Origin of the sequence: Bacillus sp. 1021, assembly GCF_014534735.1 — a bacterium.
GTDB classification, from domain to species: Bacteria; Bacillota; Bacilli; order Bacillales; family Bacillaceae; genus Bacillus; species Bacillus siamensis.
Genome location: NZ_JACVSR010000001.1, coordinates 677,091 through 702,357 on the forward strand (window position 1 = coordinate 677,091; position 25,267 = coordinate 702,357).

A 25,267-nucleotide genomic window follows, 5' to 3' on the forward strand; every position below is an offset into this window, starting at 1 on the left:
AAATGTCGCTCGAAAAAACGACGAGAATGAACTATTTGTTTGACTTCTATCAGTCGTTGCTGACGTCAAAACAAAAGAGCTATATGTCGCTTTATTATCTGGACGATTTCTCCCTTGGTGAAATAGCCGAAGAGTATGACGTTTCAAGGCAAGCCGTTTACGATAACATCAAACGGACTGAAGCGATGCTTGAACAATATGAAGAAAAACTGCTCCTTTTTAAAAAGTTTCAGGAGCGTAAAGAAATGTTTACAAAGCTGAAAGAGCTTGCTTCCGGCTTGCAGGAAGAGGAAAAAATGACGGCTCTGATTGAAGCGCTTGAGAAATTAGATTAGGAGGCGGCAAACAATGGCATTTGAAGGATTAGCCGACCGACTGCAAAAGACGATTTCAAAAATCCGCGGAAAAGGAAAAGTCAGCGAACAAGACGTAAAAGAGATGATGCGTGAAGTTCGTCTTGCGCTTCTTGAGGCTGACGTTAACTTTAAAGTCGTAAAGGATTTTGTGAAAAAAGTAAGTGAACGGGCTGTCGGACAGGACGTCATGCAGAGTCTGACACCCGGTCAGCAGGTTATTAAAGTTGTAAAAGAAGAGCTTACCGAGCTGATGGGCGGCGAAGAAAGCAAAATTGCCGTCGCCAAACGCCCGCCGACCGTTATTATGATGGTCGGGCTCCAAGGTGCCGGTAAAACGACAACCACGGGGAAGCTCGCCAACCTGCTGCGCAAAAAATATAACCGCAAACCGCTGCTCGTGGCTGCAGATATTTACCGTCCCGCTGCGATTAAGCAGCTGGAAACACTGGGGAAACAGCTTGATATGCCGGTCTTTTCGCTTGGCGATCAGGTCAGCCCGGTGGAAATTGCCAGACAGGCGATTGAAAAAGCGAAGGAAGAGCATCATGATTATGTGATTTTAGATACCGCCGGACGGCTGCACATCGATCACGAACTGATGGATGAGCTCTCCGGCGTAAAGGAAGTCGCAAACCCTGAAGAAATTTTCCTTGTCGTCGACTCAATGACCGGTCAGGATGCGGTGAACGTCGCCAAAAGCTTTAATGACCAGCTCGGTTTAACGGGCGTCGTTTTAACAAAGCTTGACGGGGATACCCGCGGAGGTGCGGCGCTTTCTATCCGTGCAGTCACTGAAACGCCGATTAAATTCGCCGGAATGGGAGAAAAACTCGACGCTTTAGAAGCGTTCCATCCCGAGCGTATGGCATCCCGGATTCTCGGAATGGGTGACGTGTTAACCCTGATTGAAAAAGCTCAGGCGACAGTTGATGAAGACAAAGCCAAAGAGCTTGAGCAGAAAATGAGAACGATGAGCTTCACATTGGATGATTTTCTTGAGCAGCTCGGCCAGGTCCGAAACATGGGGCCTCTTGACGAACTGCTGCAAATGATGCCCGGCGCAGGCAAAATGAAAGGCTTAAAAAACATCCAAGTCGATGAAAAACAGCTGAATCATGTGGAAGCGATCATTAAATCAATGACTGTTCTTGAAAAAGAACAGCCGGATATCATTAACGCCAGCCGGCGGAAGCGGATTGCCAAAGGAAGCGGAACATCTGTTCAGGAAGTCAACCGTCTTTTAAAGCAGTTTGAGGAAATGAAAAAAATGATGAAGCAGATGACCAACATGACAAAAGGGAAGAAAAAAGGCTTTAAATTACCTTTTATGTAATCGGTTATACATGATAAAACCGTTGTTAAGAAAAAACACTTTACAAACACTTTTATCATTGTTAATATACTATCTTGTTGAAATATTTTCGGAGGTGCTAGTAAAATGGCAGTAAAAATTCGTTTAAAACGTATGGGAGCAAAAAAATCTCCTTTCTATCGTATTGTTGTAGCAGATTCTCGTTCACCGCGTGACGGCCGTTTCATCGAAACAGTCGGAACATACAACCCGGTCGCAAAGCCGGCTGAAGTGAAAATCAACGAAGAGCTTGCTCTTAAATGGCTGCAAACAGGAGCTAAACCTTCTGATACAGTCCGCAACTTGTTCTCAAGCCAAGGAATTATGGAAAAATTCCACAACGCTAAACAAGGCAAGTAATGACTGATCAGAACTTGGAAGATTTGATTGTCAGCATTGTGGCTCCGCTTGTCGACCATCCGGAAGACATAACGGTCACAAAAGAAGAGACCGATCAAAAGATTGCGCTGCGCTTATCTGTCAATAAGTCAGATACCGGTAAAATTATCGGAAAGCAAGGCCGGACTGCAAGAGCGATTCGAACCGTCGTTTTTGCAGCTGGCGCACAGTCTTCTAAGAAAGTTCAATTTGAAATATTTGACTGAAAGGGAGAGGGCCGGCACCTCCCCTTTTTTTACACGTAAAAAAGGCAAATGAACAGAAATATGTTGGAAGAGTGGGGAGTCTGGTCCTATGCAGATTATTCACAGGGTAACCGTTATGCAGGTTCTGACCGAGCAAAGCAAGGAAAAGCTTTTGGCCTCTTTTGCAGAAAAAAAGCAAACGCTTGAACGAGAATGCAGCCAGCTCTATTTTCAGCTTAGAAAACATGAAAAAGATCAGCAGAATCCCGATGTGGCGGAATCTTTTAAAAAAGCCATTGAAAAAAGACAAGACAAAATCAAAATGATCGATTTCCAAATAAGCCAGACACATTCGCTCCCGCTCGGAAGCGAAGTGAAGGAAAAGGAGATCGATGCGCTGCTTTCAATCAACGTCGGTGATAACTGGCATGAAAAAACAGCGGCAAATACCATCGTCATAAAAGACGGGGTAGTAATTGAAATTCGCCCGAGGTGATAATATGACAAACAGATGGTTTAATGTAGGCAAAATTGTAAATACCCACGGCATTAAAGGCGAAGTGCGGGTCATTTCTAAAACGGACTTTGCCGAAGAACGGTACAAGCCCGGCAATACGCTCTATTTGTTTGCGGAAGGAGCTGCGGAGCCAATCAAAGTAACGGTCAGCACCCACAGGCTTCACAAGCAGTTTCATCTGCTGCAATTCAAAGAAATGCCGAGTCTCAATGAAGTCGAACACCTAAGAAACATGGTAATCAAAGTCCCTGAAGAAGACTTGGGCGAGCTTGAAGAAGATGAATTTTATTTTCATGAAATCATCGGCTGCGAAGTGGTATCAGAGGACGGGGAACTGATCGGCACAGTGAAGGAAATCTTGACGCCCGGAGCTAATGACGTATGGGTAGTTGCAAGAAAAGGGAAAAAAGATGCGCTCATTCCGTATATCGCTTCTGTGGTCAAGGATATTAATATAAATGAGAAGAAAATTAAGATTCATGTAATGGAAGGGTTAATAGACGAATGAAAATCGACTTTTTAACACTGTTTCCCGAGATGTTTCAAGGGGTTCTCGGCTCATCCATCCTGCAAAAAGCACAGGAAAAAGAGGCTGTCCGTTTTGACGTCATCAATTTCCGGGCTTTTTCGGATAATAAACACCAAACGGTTGATGATTACCCGTACGGCGGGGGAGCCGGGATGGTGTTAAAGCCGCAGCCTGTGTTTGATGCCGTTGAAAAGCTGACAGCCGGTACGGATGCCAAGCCGCGCATTATTCTCGTCTGCCCGCAAGGTGAACGTTATACGCAGAAGAAAGCCGAGGAGCTGGCGGAAGAGGAACATCTGATGTTTATTTGCGGACATTATGAAGGGTATGATGAACGGATCCGGGAACACCTTGTCACGGATGAAATCTCCATCGGGGACTTTGTGCTGACAGGTGGAGAGCTCCCTGCCATGATGATTGCCGACAGTGTTGTCAGGCTTTTGCCGGGCGTCCTCGGAAAAGAAGCATCCCACGTGGAGGATTCCTTCAGCACGGGGCTTTTAGAGCATCCGCATTATACAAGGCCTGCAGATTATAAAGGCTTAAAAGTGCCTGAGACGCTTCTGTCCGGCAACCATGCCAAAATAAAAGAATGGCGCAATAAAGAATCAATCAGAAGAACCTTTTTAAGACGCCCGGACCTTCTTGAAAACTATCCTCTCACCGATGAGCAAAGAAAATGGATTTCCGAGTGGGAAAACGAATAGATTCTATTGCGCAGGCAATGAAGATATGATAAGATACTACTTGTGGCTTAAGAAGGCTTATCCTTCAAAAGCTTGAAAACGATGTTCCGCTGTGCCTTGCAGTTGTGGCTAAGAGCATCTGTTGGAAGGAGTTGAAAACGATGCAAAAACTAATTCAAGATATCACAAAAGAACAGCTTCGCACTGATCTTCCTGCGTTCCGTCCTGGTGACACTTTACGTGTACACGTAAAAGTTGTTGAGGGTAACCGTGAGCGTATCCAGATCTTCGAAGGTGTTGTGATCAAGCGTCGTGGTGGTGGAATCAGCGAAACGTTCACAGTTCGTAAGATTTCTTACGGTGTTGGCGTTGAACGTACATTCCCTGTACACACACCAAAAATCGCGAAAATCGAAGTTGTACGTTACGGTAAAGTACGTCGCGCTAAGCTTTACTACCTGCGTGAACTTCGCGGAAAAGCGGCTCGTATTAAAGAAATCAGACGATAATGATAACGAACGAAAAGAGCTTGTTACCCGTAACAGGCTCTTTTTTTATATGACATTTGTAAAAGCGGAACAAGCAACGTAAAATACATAAGAGATCACCGGGACATACAGTTCCGGCAAATAAGGCAGGTGTCGAAGTCACATGACCATTCAATGGTTCCCGGGCCATATGGCTAAAGCGAGACGGGAAGTAACAGAAAAACTGAAATTAATTGATATCGTCTACGAATTGGTGGATGCGAGAATACCGATGTCATCGAGAAACCCGATGATTGAGGAAATTTTAAAAAATAAGCCGCGCATTATGCTTTTAAATAAAGCCGATAAGGCCGATGCGGCTGTAACGGCCCAATGGAAGGATCACTTTCAGGGACAGGGGATTCCCTCTCTTTCAATAAACTCCGTTAACGGACAGGGGCTGCATCAAATCGTGCCGTCCTCGAAAGAACTGCTGAAAGATAAGTTCGATAAAATGAAAGCAAAAGGCATTAAGCCAAGAGCGATCCGCGCATTAATCATCGGCATTCCGAACGTCGGGAAATCTACGCTCATCAACCGTCTGGCCAAAAAAAACATTGCCAAGACGGGAGACAGGCCCGGCATTACCACTTCCCAGCAGTGGGTAAAGGTAGGCAAGGAATTAGAGCTGCTCGATACACCGGGGATTTTATGGCCTAAATTTGAAGACGAGCTTGTCGGTTTGCGCCTGGCGATCACCGGGGCGATTAAGGATTCCATTATCAACCTGCAGGATGTGGCCATTTTCGGGCTGCGTTTTCTGGAAGAGCATTATCCAGACCGCCTAAAGGAGCGTTACGGACTTCAGGAAATCCCTGAGGATATCGCCGCTCTTTTTGACGCGATCGGTGAAAAACGCGGCTGTTTAATGGGCGGCGGACTGATTGACTACGATAAAACGACAGAAGTCATCATCCGGGACATCCGGACGGAAAAGTTCGGCAGGCTTTCATTTGAAACACCATCAGAATAAAGACGCGCAGCGATGCGGGTCTTTATTTTTTCCGCAGAATACCGATATACATAATGTAAGGGAGAAGAGAACGTGAATACATTAACCGTAAAAAGCGTAAAAGAACGCCTGCAAGAGGTCAAAGATGAAAGAGACCCCTTCCTTGCCCAATGTGAAAAAGATCCGAGAAAAAGCGTACAGACGCTTTTAGAGCAATGGCTGAAGAAACACGCGAAGGAAAAAGCCCTTAAAGAGCAGTGGCTGAACATGACGGCATACGAAAGGCTCTCATACAAAAAAGGTTTCCGCCTGATTGCAGGCGTTGACGAAGCGGGAAGAGGGCCGCTTGCCGGACCGGTTGTCGCAGGTGCTGTCATTTTGCCGGCAGAATGCGAGATTCTCGGACTCACGGACTCGAAGAAACTGTCGGAAAAGAAGCTCGGGGAGTATTACGATCGGATTACGGAAGAAGCCACAGCGATAGGAGTAGGCATTGTCCATGCGGATGTCATTGACCGGATCAACATTTATGAGGCCGCGAGACTCGCGATGGTAAAAGCGGTCAATGCTTTATCGGAAACACCTGATTATCTGCTTGCAGATGCCATGACGCTACCGCTGGACATTCCGCAGTCATCTGTTATAAAAGGGGATGCCAAAAGCGTGTCAATTGCTGCCGGAGCCTGCATTGCTAAAGTAACGCGGGACCGTCTCATGGCGGAATACGCCAAAACCTATCCCATGTACGGCTTTGAAAAAAATAAGGGCTACGGAACGAAAGAACATCTTGAAGCTCTTCAGGCATACGGACCGACAACTATTCACCGAAAAACATTCGCTCCCGTTCAATCTTATTGTTAGAAAAGAGGCTTAAGACATGAACATAAGCGGCGAAATCCAAGCGGCTTTCAGACAGCTGACGGCGGAAATCTCTCAGGATCGGCAAGACGGCGGTAAAGACAGCGGCGAAAAAAGACTGCTGTTAGGGAAGGTTCTCCGTTTGCTGGACGATCAAAGCGCGCTTATCCAAATCGGCGGCCGGACGATGCAGGGAAAGCTTGAAACCGCCCTCCGTCCTCAGGCATATTACTGGTTTTCTTATGACAGACAGCCGGCGGAAAAAATAGGCCGGCTTCATGTTGTTGACCAATTTGATGGAAGCCCGAAAACCGTTCAGGAAGCGGCGGGAAGACTGTTAAACGCTCTTTCCGTCAAACCGAACCCGGTATCTCTGCAGATTGCCGAAACGTTTATGCAGCAGAAGCTGCCAATGACGGAAAACAGCCTCAAAGCCTGCATCCGCTGGGCTGAATCGCTTCCGGCCGCCGAATTGAAAAAGGCGGCAGAAACAATCGTATTTGCGCTGAAACGGGAACTGCCCGCGCACCCTGAAGTCTTGTCAGCCATTCATGCCGTTAAATATCCGGTTCCGACCCGCCGCCTTCTTTCCGGACTGCTTCAGGCAATCAATCAGGCTCCGCAATCGGCAAAAGAGCTGTCCGCGCTTCAAGAGGCGGTTTCTGGCGTGTTAGACGCGGAAACGGATCTTCATGCAGAGCGCCTCTTGAAGAAGCTTGCCGAGGCCGCACGCATGCCGATTTCAGAAACCGGGCCGATGGATAAAGGGGAACGGACGGAATTAAAACAATCACCAATTGTCCGAGAGACTCGTGAAAACGTAAAGGCAGTCTCAAGCCGCCCTTCTCCTCCGCGTGCCCGGCCAGATACGGAGCTGCCTGAAAAAGCGGCAAGACAGCTTATCGAAAAATTAATGACATCAGCCGAAAAGAATGAAAACCGTCCCGTAAAAGAAACGGCGGAGATCATCAAGGCTTTCATTTCTCAAGATAAAACATCCAAAACAGCACCTGTTCTCCAAAACGTACAAATGACAGAACAGGAGGCGGCTGTTTTCGAAAAAGCCGTTCAGCTTACTGAACTGAAATATGCGGAAAAACATGACGTATTAAGCCTTTTGCAAAGAATCAAAAAAGGGCTGGGCACCCGTGATGAATTATCATTCATTACAGCGCTTGAAAAAGGCGCGGCTCCGCAGCCGGAGAAACAAGCGCTGAAAACGGCTCTCCAAGCCGTCCGGACGCTTCAAGACGCGCCCCAATCCGTTAAACAAGAGGCAGAACCGCTCATTCATAAATTAAACGGACAGCTGTTTATTGAGCAGCAGAATCCATCTTTTACGCAGATGGTGCTGTCATTTCCGCTGGGAGCGTCCGCATATGAGAATGACATCACAGTTCTCTTTAAAGGACGAAAGAAGCCGGACGGAAAACTCGATCCCTCACATTGCAGGCTCCTGTTTTTGCTGCACCTTGAAACGCTGCAAGAAACCGTCGTGGACTGTATGATTCAGCAAAATGTAATGACCATTACGGTTGAGACCGATTTTGAGCTTCAGGCGGCCATCGACCCTCTCGTACCGGCTTTAAAAGAGGCTGTGAAAGAAACGGGCTTCAGTCTGTCGGGCGTTACGGCTAAAAAGCGGCGACCGAAAGACCAGAGCGCTCTTGTGGAAGAGTTTATAGAAAAAGACGGCGGACGAAAAGTGGATGTGAAAATATGAAAGAGCAAACGCCGTTAAGAAGAGCTGTCGCCCTGCATTACGACCGGCAGAAAGACCAAGCCCCAAAGGTTGTCGCAACAGGCAGGGGGCATGTTGCGGAAAATATCATAAAAGAAGCTGAGAAGGCGGGGGTTCCCATTCAGGAAGACAGAACCCTTGTCGAATTAATGCGCCATTTGACGGTCGACGATCAGATACCGGAAGCGCTTTATGAGACCGTTGCTGAAATTTTTTCATTTGTTTACCGACTGGATGAAAGCCTGAAAAACGAAAAATAAGGAACATTCATTTCCCGGACTCCGTATAAATTTATATTTTCAATAAAATAGAATGTTCGGAAGGATATAAAGATTTTGTTTTGAACCCTAGACAATTCTTCCAGTATTATATAGAATGAAAGCGCAGTCTATTTTTAGTTTTGCTACATAAGTTAGGAGGATGGGAAATGAATATCCATGAGTACCAGGGAAAAGAAGTCCTCAGAAAATACGGGGTGTCTGTTCCTGAAGGTAAAGTGGCTTTTACAGCAGAGGAAGCAGTTGAAAAAGCAGAGAGCCTGTCAAGCTCGGTTTATGTCGTAAAGGCGCAAATCCATGCTGGCGGCCGCGGCAAAGCTGGTGGGGTAAAGATTGCAAAAACAATAGATGAAGTGAAGGGGTATGCTGAAGAACTGTTAGGCAAGACGCTTGTCACCCATCAAACGGGTCCGGACGGACAAGTAATAAAACGCTTACTTATTGAAGAAGGCTGCGATATTAAAAAGGAATACTATGTCGGGCTTGTACTTGACCGCGCCACTTCAAGAATCGTTTTAATGGCGTCTGAAGAAGGCGGAACGGAGATTGAAGAAGTAGCGGAAAAAACACCTGAAAAAATTAAAAAAGCGGTTATTGATCCGGCTGTCGGCCTTCAAGGCTATCAGGCAAGGGAAATTGCATTCGCAATTAACATCCCGAAAGAGCTTGTCGGCAAAGCCGCTAAATTTATGCTCGGTTTATATAAAGCATTTGTTGAGAAGGACTGCTCCATCGCCGAGATCAACCCTCTCGTCGTCACGGGAGACGGAAACGTCATGGCGCTTGATGCTAAGCTGAACTTTGACAGCAATGCGTTATACAGACAAAAAGATATTATGGAATACAGAGATTTAGACGAAGAAGATCCGAAAGAAATCGAAGCGTCAAAATACGATCTGAGCTACATTTCCCTTGATGGAAATATCGGCTGTATGGTAAACGGCGCGGGTCTTGCGATGTCTACAATGGATATCATTAAACACTACGGCGGAGAACCTGCAAACTTCCTGGATGTTGGGGGCGGCGCCACCGCTGAAAAAGTAACGGAAGCTTTTAAAATCATTCTTTCCGATCAAAACGTAAAAGGAATTTTCGTAAATATTTTCGGAGGCATCATGAAGTGTGATGTCATCGCCGAGGGCGTTGTTGAAGCGACGAGACAAGTCGGATTGACATTGCCGCTGGTCGTGCGCCTTGAAGGGACAAACGTAGATTTAGGAAAGAAAATCCTGAATGAATCAGGCTTAAACATTACATCTGCGGAATCAATGGCAGACGGCGCGCAGAAAATCGTATCCTTAGTTTAGGAAAGAATGAAAGGCAGGGGACCAGATAATGAGTGTTTTTATCAATAAAGATACGAGAGTTATTGTACAGGGGATTACAGGTTCTACCGCTTTATTTCATACAAAGCAGATGCTGGAATACGGCACGAATATCGTTGGCGGTGTAACACCTGGTAAAGGCGGAACGGAGGCTGAAGGCGTACCGGTATTCAATACGGTCGCAGAAGCGGTTCGTACAACAGGCGCTGATGCGTCAGTCATTTACGTGCCGGCTCCATTTGCGGCGGACGCAATTATGGAAGCGGTTGACGCGGAAATTGATCTTGTCATTTGTATCACTGAGCACATCCCGGTTTTGGACATGGTGAAAGTGAAGCGCTTTATGGAAGGCAAGAAAACGAGATTAATAGGGCCGAACTGCCCGGGTGTTATTACGCCTGAAGAATGCAAAATCGGCATTATGCCGGGATACATTCATAAGAAGGGGCATGTAGGCGTTGTATCCCGTTCGGGAACATTGACATACGAGGCCGTCCATCAGCTTTCAGAAGCCGGCGTAGGCCAATCTACCGCTGTAGGAATCGGCGGTGACCCGGTCAACGGCACGAACTTTATTGACGTGTTAAAAGCGTTCAATGAAGATCCTGAAACACATGCCGTCATCATGATCGGAGAAATCGGCGGCACAGCTGAAGAGGAAGCGGCTGAGTGGGTGAAAGCAAACATGACGAAGCCTGTTGTCGGCTTTATCGGCGGTAAAACCGCTCCACCGGGAAAACGCATGGGCCATGCGGGCGCCATCATCTCCGGAGGAAAAGGCACGGCAGAAGAAAAAGTCAAAACGATGAACGCCTGCGGGATTGAAGTGGCGGAAACCCCTTCTGTAATGGGCGAAACGCTGATTAAGGTGTTAAAAGAAAAAGGCTTATTTGAAACGTGCAAAACGCACTGACCGAAGCAGGGGCAGCCGTAACGGCTGTTCCTGTTTTTACTGTGAAAAAAAGAGGAGGTTGCCAGATTTGGATCAAGCATCGCGCTGTTTAATGGTCTGCAGTATCAATCAAATTATTTCCCCGTCTCTTCTATTAAAATGGTGGAAAGCTGATCACTCCCTGTCTTTTTTACGGGATCCGCATCCATTAACCGTTTTATCAGAAGGGAAAACAGCACCGAAAGCCATTTTTCGAGAAATAGAGCGCAAGGATTCGGAACTCGATGAAGTTCTGTCCGATTACCGCCGCGAAGGCATTACAGTCATCCCGATTTCATCAAGCCGCTATCCTTCATGGCTTAAAACGATTTATGATCCGCCGGCTGTCTTGTTTGCAAAAGGGAACACGCAGCTTCTTGAAAAAGGCCGAAAAATTGGGATTGTGGGCACGCGGAAACCGACGGAAGACGGAATAAAAGCGGTTGGGCATCTTACCGCTGAACTCTCAAAAAAAGGCTGGGTCATCGTAAGCGGGCTTGCATCCGGCATAGACGGATTGTCTCATAAGGCGAGCATCAGGGCAAAAGGGCTTACGATCGGCGTGATAGCCGGCGGATTCCATCACATTTATCCCCGGGAAAATCTCCTGTTAGCAGAATACATGGCTGAACACCACCTCCTACTCTCAGAACATCCTCCTGAAACAAAGCCGAAAAAGTGGCACTTTCCGATGAGAAACCGTATAATCAGCGGATTAAGTGAAGGAATTGTAGTCGTGCAGGGAAAAGAAAAAAGCGGTTCATTAATCACAGCTTATCAGGCCCTCGATCAAGGGAGAGAGGTATTTGCAGTTCCCGGTTCCATATTTAATCCATATTCCGGAGGACCTATAAAACTCATTCAAGAAGGGGCGAAAGCTGTATTGTGCGCAGAGGATATTGACGGAGAGCTGACCGCCCGAGGCGTTCAGTATACGGAACCCTTTTGAAATATCGTTTGACAAACGGTATTGTAATATTTAATAATAGTGAGGATTTAAAGTTGCACATTATTTTCATGTATAAAATGACGTTCATCATAAAGAATGAAATGTTGAAAGCCATAAAAAGGCAGCTCTAAAATGAATTGATACTTGAAAAGAGAGAGAACACCTCTTGAGGGGGATGAAAATGTCTGATTATCTAGTCATCGTGGAATCGCCGGCAAAGGCGAAAACGATTGAACGTTATTTAGGAAAGAAATATAAAGTCAAAGCTTCAATGGGACATGTCCGGGATCTTCCAAAAAGTCAAATGGGAGTTGACATCGAACAGAACTTTGAACCGAAATATATTACGATCCGCGGAAAAGGCCCTGTTTTAAAAGAATTAAAAACAGCGGCAAAGAAAGCAAAAAAAGTCTATCTCGCGGCCGACCCCGACAGAGAAGGGGAAGCGATTGCATGGCATCTCGCGCACAGTCTTGATCTGGATCTCAACTCTGACTGCCGGGTCGTCTTTAATGAAATAACAAAAGACGCCATTAAAGAATCATTTAAACATCCGCGCATGATTAACATGGATCTTGTGGATGCGCAGCAGGCGCGCCGCATATTAGACCGGCTCGTCGGATACAAAATCAGCCCGATTCTTTGGAAAAAAGTAAAAAAAGGCCTCAGTGCGGGCCGCGTGCAATCCGTTGCGCTCCGGATCATCATTGACCGGGAAAAGGAAATCAACGACTTTAAACCTGAAGAGTACTGGACGATTACCGGCTCATTTCTAAAAGGAAAAGAGACGTTTGAAGCCGGCTTTTTCGGAAAAAACGGCAAAAAGCTTCCTTTAAAAAGTGAAGAAGACGTAAAAGCCGTTCTTGCTGAGCTGAAAGGCAATAAGTATACAGTAGACAAGGTTACGAAAAAAGAGCGGAAACGAAATCCCGCTCTGCCGTTTACAACGTCCACCCTGCAGCAGGAGGCTGCAAGAAAGCTGAATTTCAGAGCGAAGAAAACGATGATGATCGCTCAGCAATTATATGAAGGAATTGATCTCGGTAAAGAAGGTACAGTCGGACTCATCACGTATATGAGAACGGACTCAACGAGGATTTCCAACACGGCCGTTGAAGAGGCGTCAGCTTTTATTGATCAGGCGTACGGAAAAGAGTACTTAGCGGGAAAACGGAAACCGGCAAAGAAAAATGAAAACGCTCAAGATGCTCACGAAGCGATCCGCCCGACTTCAGTACTCAGAAAACCTGCCGATTTAAAAGCGGTGCTTGGCAGAGACCAGCTCAGATTATACAAGCTGATTTGGGAGCGCTTTGTTGCAAGTCAGATGGCGCCAGCCGTTCTGGATACGATGAGTGTCGATCTCAGCAATAACGGATTGACATTCCGGGCAAACGGAAGTAAAGTCAAATTCGCCGGCTTCATGAAAGTCTATGTAGAGGGTAAAGACGATCAGCTGGAAGAAAAAGACCGTATGCTTCCGGACCTTAAAGAGGGAGACACGGTTTTGTCGAAAGATATTGAGCCCGAGCAGCACTTTACTCAGCCGCCGCCGCGTTACACAGAGGCGCGCTTGGTTAAAACGCTTGAAGAACTCGGTATCGGCCGTCCTTCCACATATGCGCCGACTCTTGACACGATCCAGCGGCGCGGTTACGTGGCATTAGACAATAAACGGTTTGTGCCGACTGAGCTCGGACAGATTGTACTGGATCTCATCATGGAGTTTTTCCCGGAAATCATTAACGTTGAATTCACGGCAAAAATGGAAAGAGACCTTGACCATGTTGAAGACGGTCAGACAGAATGGGTTCAAATCATTGACAGCTTCTATTCCGATTTCGAAAAGCGTGTGAAAAAAGCGGAAGCCGAAATGAAAGAAGTGGAAATTGAACCTGAATACGCCGACGAAGATTGTGAGTTATGCGGCTCCCGGATGGTTTATAAAATGGGCCGGTACGGCAAATTCATGGCATGCTCCAACTTCCCTGACTGCCGCAATACAAAACCGATTGTTAAACAAATCGGCGTGAAATGTCCTAAGTGTCATGAAGGAAACATTGTCGAACGAAAATCAAAAAAGAAACGCGTCTTTTACGGCTGTGACCGTTATCCTGACTGTGACTTCGTATCTTGGGATAAACCGATTGAACGAAAATGCCCGAAATGTGAAAATATGCTCGTAGAGAAAAAGCTTAAAAAAGGCATACAAGTCCAATGTGTCGAATGCGATTATAAGGAAGAACCACAGAAGTAGCGGTGAGCAGAGCCTTGCTCACCTTCTTTGTGTGGAAGTAACAAACAACAGGAGATGAAAAGAAATGAACCAGCAAACAGTTAATGTAATCGGAGCAGGCCTTGCCGGAAGTGAAGCAGCATGGCAGCTTGCAAAACGAGGAATTCAAGTAAAACTATATGAAATGCGGCCCGTAAAGCAGACGGCAGCCCATCACACTGATAAATTTGCCGAACTGGTATGCAGCAACTCCCTCCGTTCAAATACGCTTGCCAATGCGGTAGGTGTATTAAAGGAAGAAATGCGGGCGCTTGACTCAGCAATCATTCAATCTGCTGATAAATGTTCGGTTCCGGCAGGGGGAGCGCTTGCCGTTGACCGTCATGAATTTGCGCAAAGCGTGACGGATCTCGTGAAAAACCATCCGAACGTAACGGTACTTACTGAGGAAGTAACAGAGATTCCGGAAGGCCCGACAGTTATTGCGACCGGACCGCTTACGTCAGAATCGCTTTCACAGCAGCTGAAAGAACTCACCGGAGAAGAGTACCTGTATTTTTATGACGCGGCGGCGCCGATTGTTGAAAAAGACAGCCTTGATATGGATAAAGTCTACTTAAAATCCCGTTATGACAAGGGAGAAGCGGCATACTTAAACTGCCCGATGACAGAAGAAGAGTTTGACCGTTTCTATGAAGCGCTGACGACGGCTGAGACGGTTCCGTTAAAAGAATTCGAGAAAGAAATTTTCTTTGAAGGCTGCATGCCGATTGAAGTCATGGCGAAAAGAGGCAAGAAAACGATGCTGTTCGGACCGATGAAACCGGTCGGGCTGGAAGATCCTAAAACAGGCAAGCGGCCTTATGCAGTCGTGCAGCTCAGACAGGATGACGCGGCAGGAACGCTATATAATATTGTAGGTTTTCAGACACATTTAAAATGGGGAGACCAAAAAGAAGTGCTTAAACTGATCCCCGGACTTGAAAATGTTGACATCGTCAGATACGGCGTCATGCACAGAAACACATTTATCAACTCGCCTAGCCTCTTGAATCCGACATATCAATTTAAACAGCGGAACGACCTGTTCTTCGCAGGCCAAATGACCGGCGTAGAAGGTTATGTTGAATCTGCTGCTTCAGGCCTTGTGGCGGGAATCAATGCGGCCAAACTTGTGCTCGGTGAGGACCTTGTGACATTCCCTCAGGAGACGGCGATCGGAAGCATGGCTCATTACATTACGACGACGAACCAGAAGAACTTCCAGCCGATGAACGCAAACTTCGGCCTGTTAAAAGAACTGCCTGTTAAAATTAAAAACAAAAAAGAACGAAATGAAGAATACGCTAAACGCGCAATTGAAACTATTCAAACTATTTCGAAAACGATATAGCTTTTCATTGCAACTTCAATGCATTATATGATACCATTTAAAAGCCCTTCGGAGAGGAAGGTCATAATAATGGCGGAGAATGTTAACTTTTTTTTAAAGTTATTCGTTGAATATTTACAAATTGAAAAAAATTATTCACAATATACTATTGTGAATTATGTTAATTCGATTGAAGAATTTGGGATGTTTCTGCATGCTCAAAATATAAATGGATTGAAAGAAGCTGCATATCATGATGTGAGAATATTTTTGACAGAAGCTTATGAAAAAGGCCTGTCAAGAAAAACAATCAGCAAGAAGATTTCAGCTTTGAGAAGCTTCTATAAATTTTTGATGAGGGAAAAGCTTGTTGAAGAGAATCCGTTTCAGCTTGTTCATCTGCCGAAACAAGAAAAACGGATTCCGAAGTTTCTTTATGAAAAAGAACTTGAGGAACTATTCGCTGTTTCAGACAGAAGCAAGCCGTCAGGGATGCGCGATCAGGCCTTGCTTGAGCTTCTATATGCGACCGGAATGAGGGTCAGTGAGTGCTGTACGCTCACTGTCGGCGATCTTGACTTATCTATGGATACGGTGCTCGTTCACGGGAAAGGCAGGAAGCAGCGCTACATCCCGTTCGGCTCATATGCCCGTGATGCGCTGGAGCTGTATATCAATAGCGGAAGGCAGTGCCTGCTTGAAAAAGCAAAAGAGCCTCATGATTTGCTGTTTGTCAATCAAAGAGGCGGTCCGCTTACCGCCAGAGGCATCCGGTATATTTTAAGCGGGCTTGTAAAAAAGGCATCCGGCACTTTACATATACACCCGCATATGCTTCGGCATACGTTTGCGACCCATCTGCTGAATGAAGGGGCTGACTTAAGAAGCGTCCAGGAGCTTTTGGGCCATTCTAATCTGTCTTCCACGCAGATATACACGCATGTATCGAAGGAAATGCTGAGAAACACATATATGTCCCACCATCCGAGAGCTTTTAAAGAAAATTAAAAGGAGGCCCTTCTCATGTCATCTTTTCATGCGACAACGATTTTTGCCGTCCAGCATAAAGGAAAAAGCGCTATGTCAGGAGACGGCCAGGTCACATTCGGTCAGGCTGTAGTCATGAAACATACTGCGAGAAAAGTGAGAAAGCTGTTTAACGGAAAGGTTCTGGCCGGCTTCGCGGGATCTGTTGCAGACGCTTTCACACTTTTTGAAATGTTTGAGGCGAAGCTTGAAGAATACAACGGCAATTTAAAACGTGCGTCGGTTGAGCTTGCGAAAGAATGGCGCAGCGATAAAGTGCTGCGCAAGCTGGAAGCCATGCTGATTGTCATGAACCAGGATACCTTGCTTCTCGTATCGGGAACAGGTGAAGTGATTGAGCCGGATGACGGCGTTTTGGCAATCGGCTCCGGAGGAAACTACGCCCTGTCAGCAGGAAGAGCGCTGAAAACTTATGCCGGAGAAAACCTGTCCGCCAAAGAAATTGCAAAAGCCGCTTTGAAAATCGCAGGCGAGATTTGTGTGTACACAAACGATCAGATCATTTTGGAAGAACTTGAATAGAAAGGACTTGAGGCGCATGGAAAACAAACCGTTAACACCGAGACAAATCGTAGATCGGTTGGATCAATACATTGTAGGACAGCAGGATGCAAAAAAAGCTGTCGCCGTGGCATTAAGAAACCGCTATCGCAGAAGTCTTCTTGATGAAAAACTGAGAGATGAGATCGTTCCCAAAAACATCCTGATGATGGGTCCGACAGGGGTGGGGAAAACAGAAATCGCCAGACGGATCGCCAAGCTTACCGGTGCGCCATTTATAAAAATTGAAGCGACAAAATTTACAGAAGTCGGCTATGTAGGCAGAGATGTCGAATCAATGGTCAGAGACCTTGTTGAGACATCCGTGCGGCTCATTAAAGAAGAAAAAATCAGCGAAGTGAAAGAACAGGCTGAAGAAAATGCAAACAAACGCATTGTGCGGCTTCTCGTTCCGGGAAAGAAAAAACAAGCGGGTGTGAAAAATCCGTTTGAAATGCTTTTCGGAGGAAGCCAGCCGTCAAGCGATGATGAAAGCGATCAGCAGGAAGAAGCGAGCCTTGAAGAGAAAAGAAAGCGCATGGCGCATCAGCTCGCATTGGGAGAGCTCGAAGACCATTACGTCTCCGTAGAGGTGGAAGAGCAGCAGCCGTCGATGTTTGACATGCTGCAAGGCTCCGGCATGGAGCAGATGGGCATGAATATGCAGGATGCGCTGAGCAATCTGATGCCTAAAAAGAAGAAACGCCGCAAAATGACGGTCAGAGAGGCAAGAAAGGTTCTGACCAATGAAGAGGCAAGCAAATTAATCGATATGGATGAAGTCAGCCAGGAAGCCGTGTTAAGAGCTGAAGAGGGCGGCATCATCTTTATTGACGAAATAGATAAAATCGCAAAAAACGGAGGGGCTTCTTCCTCGGCCGATGTCTCGAGAGAGGGCGTCCAAAGGGATATCCTTCCGATTGTCGAAGGCTCGACCGTCGTCACGAAATACGGCTCCGTCAAAACCGACCACGTGCTGTTTATAGCCGCCGGGGCATTCCATATGGCCAAACCGTCTGATCTGATTCCGGAGCTGCAGGGGCGCTTTCCGATTCGTGTAGAACTGAGCAAGCTGACGGTGGATGATTTTGTGAAAATTCTCGTCGAACCTGATAATGCGCTGTTAAAACAATATCAGGCTTTATTGCAGACAGAAGGTATATCTCTTGAATTTTCTGACGAAGCTATTCGTAAGATCGCCGAAGTGGCTTATCATGTGAATCAGGATACGGACAACATCGGAGCAAGAAGGCTTCACACGATATTGGAACGTCTCTTGGAGGACCTGTCGTTTGAAGCGCCGGACGTGACGATGGAAAAAGTCGCCATCACGCCGCAATACGTTGAAGAAAAGCTCGGATCGATTGCAAACAACAAAGATCTAAGTCAATTTATATTGTAAAAATTTAATAACAGGAATTCTAGGAGGATTATTTAACATGGCTTTACTACAAAAAACACGAATTATTAACAGCATGCTGCAGGCTGCGGCAGGCAAACCCGTAAACTTTAAAGAAATGGCAGAAACGCTTCGCGACGTCATTGATTCTAATATTTTCGTCGTCAGCCGCAGAGGAAAGCTTTTGGGCTACTCTATTAATCAGCAGATCGAAAATGACCGCATGAAAAAAATGCTTGAAGACCGCCAGTTCCCGGAAGAGTACACGAAAAACCTTTTCAACGTTCCGGAGACATCTTCAAACCTTGATATCAACAGCGAATATACGGCTTTTCCTGTTGAAAACAGAGACCTGTTCCAAGCGGGCTTAACGACGATTGTGCCGATTATCGGCGGAGGAGAGCGTCTGGGCACATTGATTCTGTCCCGTCTGCAGGACCAATTTGAAGATGATGATCTCATTCTTGCTGAATACGGAGCAACCGTTGTAGGAATGGAGATTTTAAGAGAAAAAGCAGAAGAAATCGAAGAAGAAGCGCGAAGCAAAGCAGTTGTTCAAATGGCGATCAGTTCTTTGTCTTACAGTGAACTTGAAGCGATTGAGCATATCTTTGAAGAGCTTGACGGAAACGAAGGCTTGCTTGTGGCAAGTAAGATTGCCGACCGTGTAGGCATTACCCGTTCAGTCATCGTTAACGCGCTGAGAAAGCTCGAAAGCGCCGGCGTTATTGAATCCAGATCACTTGGAATGAAGGGGACTTACATTAAAGTTCTGAACAATAAATTCCTTATTGAATTGGAAAACCTAAAATCTCATTAATCCAAAAGCAGGATCCCTAAAAGCGGGGGTCCTGCTTTTTTTATGGACAATAGGTGAAAAGTTGGAGTTTAAAGTTGATTATTGGAATCTGATCTGAGATAATCCATCTTGCTGTGTGAGAAAAAGGGGAAGATACAGAAATTCAGCTATTTTCAGTCTTATATTAACCAAATGCTTGTAGTCCAAATACTCTAGGACTTAATACCTATGTACAAAATAGATACAAATGAGCACTTTTTTTTAGCCTAACTTCATAGACTTTAAGCCTGTTATTTCTTACAATAAGCATATGGTTTTACAATTCTCGACAAGGATTTTTAGGAGAAAAATATCTGAAATGGAGGTAAGTGGATTTGGACTTATTTTCTGGAACTATACAAAATCTTGAGAATGCCTTGGGGAGAGCGGACATTAAGCAAAAAGTCTTAACTAATAATATCGCCAATATAGATACACCGAACTATAAGGCAAAAAAAGTCTCTTTCCGAAATTTGTTAGATCAGGAAACATCCAATCTTGAGGCTGTAAAAACCGACTATCGACACGTTGACTTTACGGATTCGGGGGACGATTATTCCATCGTGTCCAGCGGTGACACATCGTACCAGCAAAACGGAAACAATGTCGATATCGACAAAGAAATGACAGATTTAGCCGAAAACCAAATTAATTATCAGGCTTTGGTTGAAAGAATGAGCGGCAAATTCAATTCCCTGAAAACAGTCTTGACAGGAGGAAAATAATGAGTGGCTTTCAAAGCTTAAATATTTCTGGGTCTGCTTTAACTGCACAGCGTGTCCGGATGGACGTCGTATCGTCCAACCTGGCCAATATGGACACAACAAGAGCGAAGCAGGTCAATGGCGAGTGGGTGCCTTACAGAAGAAAGCTGGTTTCTCTCCAATCCGGAGGCGAATCATTTTCGTCCCTTTTAAATTCCAAGATGAACGGAATCGGAAACGCCGGAAATGGCGTAAAGGTATCTTCGATTACGGAAGACCCATCCGCTTTTAATCTTGTTTACGATCCGGAAAATCCCGATGCGAATAAAGACGGATATGTACAAAAACCTAATGTAGACCCACTAAAGGAAATGGTGGATCTTGTCAGCAGCACGAGATCATATGAAGCAAACGTGACGGCATTGAACGCCTCCAAAGGCATGCTTTTAAAGGCTTTAGAAATCGGAAAGTAAGGTGATGTAAGTGGTTAACGCTATTACTCCTTTTCAGCTTCAACAAACCCAAAACACTCAAAACGTAACGAATCAATTAAATCAAGCTCAAAAAACTGATTCTTCAAATCAAACAAGCTTTTCGGAGCTTTTAAAAAACTCGATTGATTCGTTAAATGAGTCGCAAGTGCAATCTGACCAAATAACGAACAAACTGGCTGCAGGAAAGGATGTAAACCTTGACGAGGTCATGATCGCTGCCCAAAAAGCAAATATTTCTCTGACGGCCGCTACCGAATTCCGCAATAAAGCTGTGGAAGCCTATCAGGAAATCATGAGAATGCAGATGTAGTGGTCAGATGAAAGAGAATGACTGGAATGACCGGGGGTTAACATGAATCGTACTCTAACGCAAATGAAAACCAAAACGGCAGCGTTTTGGAATAACAGATCAAAAACACAGAAGATACTCATGGTAAGCGGCTTGGCCGCATTCATTATTTTACTCATCGTCGTTATTATTTTTACTTCGTCTGAAAAGATGGTGCCTCTTTATAAAGACTTGTCCGCGGAAGAAGCGGGGAAGATTAAAGAAGAGCTCGATACGAAAAAGGTGTCTTCTGAACTTGCTGACGGCGGCACGGTCATTAAGGTTCCTGAGAGCCAAGTGGATTCGCTTAAAGTGCAGCTTGCCGCGGAAGGCCTGCCGAAAACGGGTTCAATTGATTATTCGTTTTTCGGACAGAATGCGGGCTTCGGCCTGACAGATAATGAGTTTGACGTTTTAAAGGTTGAGGCGACTCAGACTGAATTGTCAAACCTGATAAATGAAATGGACGGTATTAAAAGCTCGAAGGTCATGATCAATATGCCGAAAGAAGCCGTGTTTGTCGGTGAAGATCAGCCGGAAGCATCCGCATCGATCGTTTTGCAGATTAAACCGGGCTACTCGCTTGATCAAAGCCAGATCAACGGGCTGTACCATCTCGTTTCTAAAAGCGTCCCGAACTTAAAAGAAGATAATATCGTCATAATGGATCAAAATTCTACATATTATGACAAAAGTGACAGCGGTGCAGGGTCCGTTTCTGACAGTTATGCTTCTCAGCAAGGGATTAAGTCGCAGGTCGAAAAGGATATTCAAAAACATGTCCAATCACTGCTCGGCACAATGATGGGGCAGGATAAAGTCGTGGTTTCGGTTACGGCAGATATTGACTTCACGAAAGAAAAACGCACTGAAGACATTGTTGAGCCTGTCGATAAAGATAACATGGAAGGCATAGCGGTAAGCGCCGAAAAAGTTGCGGAAACGTATAAAGGCGACGGCGCGGCCAACGGCGGAACAGCCGGAACGGGCAGCAATGACACCGCGAACTATAAACAGGCGAATGACGGTTCAAACAGCGGAGACTACGAAAAAAGCAGCAATAAAATCAACTATGAAGTCAACCGCATTCATAAAGAAATCGCAGAAAGCCCGTATAAAGTGCGTGATTTAGGCATTCAGGTCATGGTGGAACCGCCGAATCCGAAAAATGCCGCCTCATTATCAGCGCAGAGACAGGCTGATATACAGAAGATTTTAGGAACGGTTGTCAGAACGTCCCTTGATAAAAATGAAACGCAAAATCAAAACCTGACGGCCAATGATATTAACAATAAAATCGTTGTCTCCGTACAGCCGTTTGACGGGAAAACAAGCCTGAACACAAATTCGGTACAATCTTCGGGTCTCCCGATCTGGGTATACATTACAGGCGGGGTGCTGCTTGCAGCCATTATTCTGCTTATTATTCTCCTCATCAGAAAGAAACGCTCTCAAGAGGATGAGTATGAAGAATACGAATATGAAACGGCGCCGGAGCCGGTTCGATTGCCTGATATCAACGAAGAGAAAAATGAAACGGAAGAAACAGTCAGACGAAAACAGCTTGAAAAAATGGCTAAAGAAAAACCGGAAGACTTTGCAAAATTGCTTCGAAGCTGGCTGGACGAGGATTAGGGGGAATGGAAAATGGCGAAACGTGATCAGAACAAGCTTACAGGAAAACAAAAAGCAGCCATCCTCATGATTTCCTTAGGTCTTGATGTATCAGCCTCTGTGTACAAGCATTTGTCTGAAGAAGAAATTGAAAGATTGACTCTCGAGATTTCGGGAGTCAGAAGCGTCGATCATCAGAGAAAAGATGAAATCATTGAAGAATTTCATAATATCGCAATCGCTCAGGATTATATTTCTCAAGGCGGTTTAAATTACGCCCGCCAAGTGCTTGAAAAAGCGCTCGGAGAAGACAAAGCGGTAAGCATTTTAAACAGGCTGACCTCTTCATTGCAGGTAAAGCCGTTTGACTTCGCTAGAAAAGCGGAGCCCGAACAGATTTTGAATTTCATTCAGCAGGAACATCCGCAAACGATGGCGCTGATTTTATCCTACCTTGACCCGGTGCAGGCCGGACAGATTTTGTCTGAGCTGAACCCGGACGTTCAAGCTGAGGTGGCGAGAAGGATTGCGGTTATGGACAGGACGTCTCCTGAAATCATAAATGAGGTGGAGCGGGTTCTTGAACAAAAGCTGTCCTCCTCCTTTACGCAGGATTATACGCAGACAGGCGGCATAGAAGCCGTTGTTGAAGTGTTAAACGGCGTAGACAGAGGAACGGAAAAAACGATCCTTGATTCATTAGAAATACAAGATCCTGAATTGGCGGATGAAATCAAAAAACGGATGTTTGTCTTTGAAGATATTGTCACCCTTGATAACCGTGCGATTCAGCGCGTGATTAGAGACGTTGAAAATGACGACCTCCTGCTGTCATTGAAGGTTGCGAGCGAGGAAGTCAAAGAGATCGTCTTCAGCAATATGTCACAGCGTATGGTTGAAACGTTTAAAGAAGAAATGGAAATTATGGGGCCTGTGCGTTTGCGTGATGTGGAAGAGGCGCAATCAAGAATCGTGGGCGTCGTCCGCAAGCTTGAAGAAGCCGGTGAAATTGTAATCGCGCGAGGCGGAGGAGACGATATTATTGTCTAATATCATTAAACAGCAATCATCATTTTCTCCTGAACAGAAACGGCGCAAGCTTTCCTTGCAAGAAGTCAGGAAAACGCATCCCCAGCTCGACCTGGAGGAAGAAAATCCTGAAGCTCTCATGGCTTTTGCCAAAGCAGAAGCCGACAGGGTATCTGAAGAAGCGAAAAAACAGCTGGATTACACCCTCCGGCAGATTGAGGAAGAGAAAAGCCGCTGGGCGGATGAAAAACAAAGACTGATGGAAGATGCAAAGGCAGAAGGATATAACGAAGGCATGGCATTGGGAAAAGCCGAGGCTCAGGCCGAATACGCAGACCTCATCAGCCGGGCCAATGCCGTTATGGAAATGGCCAGACAGTCAGTCGAGGAAAAGCTGGAAAGCGCTGAGGAAGAAATCATTGAGCTTTCCGTTGCACTCGCTAAAAAAGTTTGGCGGCAAAAAAGTGATGATAAAGAAGCTTTTCTTCTGTTAGTCAAACAGGTAATAGCCGAAGTGAAAGATTATGATGACATTTCCATTTATGTGGACCCGGAATATTATGAGACGGTTCATCAGCATATGGATGAAATTCAGCAGCTGTTATACAAAGAATGCAGGTTAAGCTTGTATGCCGATGAAAAAGCTGCAAAGGGAATGTGCTCCATAGAAACACCGTTCGGACGGGTTGATGCAGGAATAGACACCCAGCTGATGCAATTAAAGCAAAAGCTTTTAACGGCGCTTGAGGCGGGAGCGGAGCAATGAAGACACAGTATTTAATAGACTCGATTGAAACAGCGGATCCGTACAAACGCTACGGTAAGGTTAAACGTGTCATCGGGCTGATGATTGAATCAAAAGGGCCCGAAAGCTCGATCGGAGATGTTTGTCTCATTTATCCGAAAGGTCATTCAAAAAAAGCGATTAAAGCTGAGGTTGTAGGCTTCCAGGATGAAAACATACTGTTAATGCCTTATCTGGAAGCGGCAAGCATTGCGCCGGGCAGCATTGTGGAGGCTACCGGCGAGTCTCTCCGTATCAAAGTAGGCGCAGGTTTAATCGGACAGGTTGTTGATGCGTTCGGTGAGCCTCTTGACGGCAGGGCGCTTCCGAAAGGATTGTCTCCCGTTTCGACGGAACAGCCGCCGCCAAACCCGATGAAACGGCCGCCGATACGGGAAAAGATGGGTGTCGGTGTCAGGTCGATTGACAGTCTGCTGACAGTAGGAAAAGGGCAGAGAATCGGAATTTTTGCCGGAAGCGGAGTCGGAAAAAGCACTTTGATGGGAATGATCGCAAAGCAGACCGAAGCCGATCTAAACATCATCGCACTCGTCGGTGAACGGGGGCGCGAGGTGCGGGAATTCATTGAGAAGGATTTAGGCGAAGAAGGCTTGAAACGCTCGATTGTCGTAGTCGCGACTTCTGATCAGCCTGCATTAATGCGTTTGAAAGCGGCATATACAGCGACCGCCATTGCGGAATATTTCCGTGATAAAGGCCGGAATGTCATGTTCATGATGGACTCCGTCACGAGGGTTGCGATGGCTCAGCGTGAAATCGGGCTGGCAGCGGGGGAACCGCCGACGACAAAAGGATATACACCTTCCGTGTTCGCTATTCTGCCTCGTTTACTGGAAAGAACGGGTGCGAATGAACAAGGGACGATAACCGCTTTTTATACGGTTCTCGTTGACGGAGACGACATGAATGAACCGATTGCCGATACGGTGCGCGGAATATTAGACGGGCATATCGTTCTCGATCGGGCGCTTGCCAACAAAGGGCAGTTCCCGGCGGTGAATATCCTGAAGAGCATCAGCAGGGTTATGTCTAATATTTCAGACGCCGCGCATATAGAGGCGGCCAACAAATTCCGCGATCTTCTGTCAACTTATCAAAACTCTGAAGACCTCATTAATATCGGAGCTTACAAAAGAGGGTCATCGAGAGAAATTGATGAAGCGATTCAGTTTTATCCGCAGCTCATTCAATTTTTAAAACAAGGAACGGAAGAACCTGCTCAATTGGAAGACAGTATTGCGGTATTGACGAGTATGACAGGAAAAGAGGAATAAACA

General features: G+C 45.8%; 28 protein-coding genes. All 28 read left to right on the forward strand.

The window, feature by feature from the left end; translation table 11 throughout:
• Positions 1–2: 2 nt before the first annotated feature.
• The 28 genes from ICW23_RS03625 to fliI all read left to right on the forward strand — a co-directional run bounded on the left by ICW23_RS03625 (position 3) and on the right by fliI (position 25,264).
• A complete protein-coding gene (locus tag ICW23_RS03625) occupies positions 3–335 on the forward strand; it encodes a putative DNA-binding protein (protein ID WP_003154299.1) in 333 nt (110 codons plus the stop codon).
• A gap of 13 nt (positions 336–348) precedes the next feature.
• Positions 349–1,689 (forward strand): signal recognition particle protein, encoded by a 1,341-nt coding sequence (gene ffh, locus ICW23_RS03630; protein WP_095240727.1) that lies wholly within the window; start codon positions 349–351, stop codon positions 1,687–1,689.
• 105 nt (positions 1,690–1,794) lie between these two features.
• Positions 1,795–2,067, forward strand: a complete 273-nt coding sequence (rpsP, locus tag ICW23_RS03635; RefSeq protein WP_003154296.1) for a 30S ribosomal protein S16 — start codon at positions 1,795–1,797, stop codon at positions 2,065–2,067.
• Positions 2,067–2,312, forward strand: coding sequence for a KH domain-containing protein (locus ICW23_RS03640; protein ID WP_007611392.1), 246 nt, complete (start codon positions 2,067–2,069; stop codon positions 2,310–2,312). The genes rpsP and ICW23_RS03640 overlap by 1 nt, the downstream gene beginning before the upstream one ends.
• Positions 2,313–2,400: 88 nt before the next feature.
• On the forward strand, positions 2,401–2,787 hold the full coding sequence (locus tag ICW23_RS03645) for a YlqD family protein (protein ID WP_016936141.1): 387 nt from the start codon (positions 2,401–2,403) through the stop codon (positions 2,785–2,787).
• Between the two features lie 4 nt (positions 2,788–2,791).
• Complete coding sequence (gene rimM, locus ICW23_RS03650) at positions 2,792–3,316, forward strand: ribosome maturation factor RimM (RefSeq protein WP_016936140.1); 525 nt, start codon at positions 2,792–2,794, stop codon at positions 3,314–3,316.
• On the forward strand, positions 3,313–4,044 hold the full coding sequence (gene trmD, locus ICW23_RS03655) for a tRNA (guanosine(37)-N1)-methyltransferase TrmD (RefSeq protein ID WP_045926117.1): 732 nt from the start codon (positions 3,313–3,315) through the stop codon (positions 4,042–4,044). The genes rimM and trmD overlap by 4 nt, the downstream gene beginning before the upstream one ends.
• 140 nt (positions 4,045–4,184) lie before the next feature.
• A complete protein-coding gene (gene rplS / locus ICW23_RS03660) occupies positions 4,185–4,532 on the forward strand; it encodes a 50S ribosomal protein L19 (protein ID WP_003154288.1) in 348 nt (115 codons plus the stop codon).
• 142 nt (positions 4,533–4,674) lie between these two features.
• On the forward strand, positions 4,675–5,523 hold the full coding sequence (gene ylqF / locus ICW23_RS03665) for a ribosome biogenesis GTPase YlqF (RefSeq protein ID WP_016936138.1): 849 nt from the start codon (positions 4,675–4,677) through the stop codon (positions 5,521–5,523).
• Between the two features lie 72 nt (positions 5,524–5,595).
• Positions 5,596–6,363 carry a ribonuclease HII gene (locus ICW23_RS03670; protein ID WP_049628462.1) on the forward strand — a complete coding sequence of 256 codons (768 nt, stop codon included), beginning with the start codon at positions 5,596–5,598 and terminating at the stop codon, positions 6,361–6,363.
• A gap of 16 nt (positions 6,364–6,379) precedes the next feature.
• A complete protein-coding gene (locus ICW23_RS03675; RefSeq protein WP_188154039.1) occupies positions 6,380–8,083 on the forward strand; it encodes a glycosyl transferase in 1,704 nt (567 codons plus the stop codon).
• Positions 8,080–8,361 carry a FlhB-like flagellar biosynthesis protein gene (locus tag ICW23_RS03680; protein WP_016936135.1) on the forward strand — a complete coding sequence of 94 codons (282 nt, stop codon included), beginning with the start codon at positions 8,080–8,082 and terminating at the stop codon, positions 8,359–8,361. The genes ICW23_RS03675 and ICW23_RS03680 overlap by 4 nt, the downstream gene beginning before the upstream one ends.
• A gap of 167 nt (positions 8,362–8,528) precedes the next feature.
• Complete coding sequence (gene sucC, locus ICW23_RS03685; protein ID WP_016936134.1) at positions 8,529–9,686, forward strand: ADP-forming succinate--CoA ligase subunit beta; 1,158 nt, start codon at positions 8,529–8,531, stop codon at positions 9,684–9,686.
• Between the two features lie 28 nt (positions 9,687–9,714).
• Entirely contained in the window at positions 9,715–10,617 is a 903-nt protein-coding gene (gene sucD, locus ICW23_RS03690; RefSeq protein WP_016936133.1) for a succinate--CoA ligase subunit alpha, read from the forward strand.
• Positions 10,618–10,684: 67 nt separating this feature from the next.
• Positions 10,685–11,584 (forward strand): DNA-processing protein DprA, encoded by a 900-nt coding sequence (gene dprA / locus ICW23_RS03695; RefSeq protein WP_049628464.1) that lies wholly within the window; start codon positions 10,685–10,687, stop codon positions 11,582–11,584.
• A gap of 181 nt (positions 11,585–11,765) precedes the next feature.
• Entirely contained in the window at positions 11,766–13,841 is a 2,076-nt protein-coding gene (topA, locus tag ICW23_RS03700; RefSeq protein WP_045926121.1) for a type I DNA topoisomerase, read from the forward strand.
• Positions 13,842–13,905: 64 nt separating this feature from the next.
• A complete protein-coding gene (gene trmFO / locus ICW23_RS03705) occupies positions 13,906–15,213 on the forward strand; it encodes an FADH(2)-oxidizing methylenetetrahydrofolate--tRNA-(uracil(54)-C(5))-methyltransferase TrmFO (RefSeq protein ID WP_045926122.1) in 1,308 nt (435 codons plus the stop codon).
• A 69-nt stretch (positions 15,214–15,282) separates the two neighbouring features.
• Positions 15,283–16,200, forward strand: a complete 918-nt coding sequence (xerC, locus tag ICW23_RS03710; protein ID WP_016936129.1) for a tyrosine recombinase XerC — start codon at positions 15,283–15,285, stop codon at positions 16,198–16,200.
• A gap of 15 nt (positions 16,201–16,215) precedes the next feature.
• Positions 16,216–16,761, forward strand: a complete 546-nt coding sequence (gene hslV / locus ICW23_RS03715; protein WP_016936128.1) for an ATP-dependent protease subunit HslV — start codon at positions 16,216–16,218, stop codon at positions 16,759–16,761.
• Between the two features lie 16 nt (positions 16,762–16,777).
• A complete protein-coding gene (gene hslU, locus ICW23_RS03720; protein WP_016936127.1) occupies positions 16,778–18,181 on the forward strand; it encodes an ATP-dependent protease ATPase subunit HslU in 1,404 nt (467 codons plus the stop codon).
• Positions 18,182–18,218: 37 nt separating this feature from the next.
• On the forward strand, positions 18,219–18,998 hold the full coding sequence (gene codY, locus ICW23_RS03725) for a GTP-sensing pleiotropic transcriptional regulator CodY (protein ID WP_013352252.1): 780 nt from the start codon (positions 18,219–18,221) through the stop codon (positions 18,996–18,998).
• Positions 18,999–19,351: 353 nt separating this feature from the next.
• Positions 19,352–19,741, forward strand: coding sequence for a flagellar basal body rod protein FlgB (gene flgB, locus ICW23_RS03730; RefSeq protein WP_016936126.1), 390 nt, complete (start codon positions 19,352–19,354; stop codon positions 19,739–19,741).
• A complete protein-coding gene (gene flgC, locus ICW23_RS03735) occupies positions 19,741–20,193 on the forward strand; it encodes a flagellar basal body rod protein FlgC (protein WP_016936125.1) in 453 nt (150 codons plus the stop codon). Before flgB ends, flgC begins: the two co-directional genes overlap by 1 nt.
• Before the next feature lie 10 nt (positions 20,194–20,203).
• Positions 20,204–20,524: a flagellar hook-basal body complex protein FliE gene (gene fliE / locus ICW23_RS03740; protein ID WP_016936124.1), complete on the forward strand. Its 321-nt coding sequence runs from the start codon at positions 20,204–20,206 to the stop codon at positions 20,522–20,524.
• 42 nt (positions 20,525–20,566) lie between these two features.
• Positions 20,567–22,177: a flagellar basal-body MS-ring/collar protein FliF gene (fliF, locus tag ICW23_RS03745; protein WP_188154040.1), complete on the forward strand. Its 1,611-nt coding sequence runs from the start codon at positions 20,567–20,569 to the stop codon at positions 22,175–22,177.
• 12 nt (positions 22,178–22,189) lie between these two features.
• Positions 22,190–23,206, forward strand: coding sequence for a flagellar motor switch protein FliG (gene fliG / locus ICW23_RS03750; RefSeq protein ID WP_003154256.1), 1,017 nt, complete (start codon positions 22,190–22,192; stop codon positions 23,204–23,206).
• Positions 23,199–23,951 (forward strand): flagellar assembly protein FliH, encoded by a 753-nt coding sequence (gene fliH / locus ICW23_RS03755; protein ID WP_016936122.1) that lies wholly within the window; start codon positions 23,199–23,201, stop codon positions 23,949–23,951. Before fliG ends, fliH begins: the two co-directional genes overlap by 8 nt.
• Positions 23,948–25,264, forward strand: coding sequence for a flagellar protein export ATPase FliI (gene fliI / locus ICW23_RS03760; RefSeq protein WP_016936121.1), 1,317 nt, complete (start codon positions 23,948–23,950; stop codon positions 25,262–25,264). The genes fliH and fliI overlap by 4 nt, the downstream gene beginning before the upstream one ends.
• Positions 25,265–25,267: the final 3 nt, after the last annotated feature.

Bases quoted from the DNA above. Each gene is read 5' to 3' on its own strand.
- ICW23_RS03625 (WP_003154299.1), top strand. From the start codon at position 3: ATGTCGCTCGAAAAAACGACGAGAATGAACTATTTGTTTGACTTCTAT.
- ffh (WP_095240727.1), top strand. From the start codon at position 349: ATGGCATTTGAAGGATTAGCCGACCGACTGCAAAAGACGATTTCAAAA.
- rpsP (WP_003154296.1), top strand. From the start codon at position 1,795: ATGGCAGTAAAAATTCGTTTAAAACGTATGGGAGCAAAAAAATCTCCT.
- ICW23_RS03640 (WP_007611392.1), top strand. From the start codon at position 2,067: ATGACTGATCAGAACTTGGAAGATTTGATTGTCAGCATTGTGGCTCCG.
- ICW23_RS03645 (WP_016936141.1), top strand. From the start codon at position 2,401: ATGCAGATTATTCACAGGGTAACCGTTATGCAGGTTCTGACCGAGCAA.
- rimM (WP_016936140.1), top strand. From the start codon at position 2,792: ATGACAAACAGATGGTTTAATGTAGGCAAAATTGTAAATACCCACGGC.
- trmD (WP_045926117.1), top strand. From the start codon at position 3,313: ATGAAAATCGACTTTTTAACACTGTTTCCCGAGATGTTTCAAGGGGTT.
- rplS (WP_003154288.1), top strand. From the start codon at position 4,185: ATGCAAAAACTAATTCAAGATATCACAAAAGAACAGCTTCGCACTGAT.
- ylqF (WP_016936138.1), top strand. From the start codon at position 4,675: ATGACCATTCAATGGTTCCCGGGCCATATGGCTAAAGCGAGACGGGAA.
- ICW23_RS03675 (WP_188154039.1), top strand. From the start codon at position 6,380: ATGAACATAAGCGGCGAAATCCAAGCGGCTTTCAGACAGCTGACGGCG.
- ICW23_RS03680 (WP_016936135.1), top strand. From the start codon at position 8,080: ATGAAAGAGCAAACGCCGTTAAGAAGAGCTGTCGCCCTGCATTACGAC.
- sucC (WP_016936134.1), top strand. From the start codon at position 8,529: ATGAATATCCATGAGTACCAGGGAAAAGAAGTCCTCAGAAAATACGGG.
- sucD (WP_016936133.1), top strand. From the start codon at position 9,715: ATGAGTGTTTTTATCAATAAAGATACGAGAGTTATTGTACAGGGGATT.
- topA (WP_045926121.1), top strand. From the start codon at position 11,766: ATGTCTGATTATCTAGTCATCGTGGAATCGCCGGCAAAGGCGAAAACG.
- trmFO (WP_045926122.1), top strand. From the start codon at position 13,906: ATGAACCAGCAAACAGTTAATGTAATCGGAGCAGGCCTTGCCGGAAGT.
- xerC (WP_016936129.1), top strand. From the start codon at position 15,283: ATGGCGGAGAATGTTAACTTTTTTTTAAAGTTATTCGTTGAATATTTA.
- hslV (WP_016936128.1), top strand. From the start codon at position 16,216: ATGTCATCTTTTCATGCGACAACGATTTTTGCCGTCCAGCATAAAGGA.
- hslU (WP_016936127.1), top strand. From the start codon at position 16,778: ATGGAAAACAAACCGTTAACACCGAGACAAATCGTAGATCGGTTGGAT.
- codY (WP_013352252.1), top strand. From the start codon at position 18,219: ATGGCTTTACTACAAAAAACACGAATTATTAACAGCATGCTGCAGGCT.
- flgC (WP_016936125.1), top strand. From the start codon at position 19,741: ATGAGTGGCTTTCAAAGCTTAAATATTTCTGGGTCTGCTTTAACTGCA.
- fliF (WP_188154040.1), top strand. From the start codon at position 20,567: ATGAATCGTACTCTAACGCAAATGAAAACCAAAACGGCAGCGTTTTGG.
- fliG (WP_003154256.1), top strand. From the start codon at position 22,190: ATGGCGAAACGTGATCAGAACAAGCTTACAGGAAAACAAAAAGCAGCC.
- fliI (WP_016936121.1), top strand. From the start codon at position 23,948: ATGAAGACACAGTATTTAATAGACTCGATTGAAACAGCGGATCCGTAC.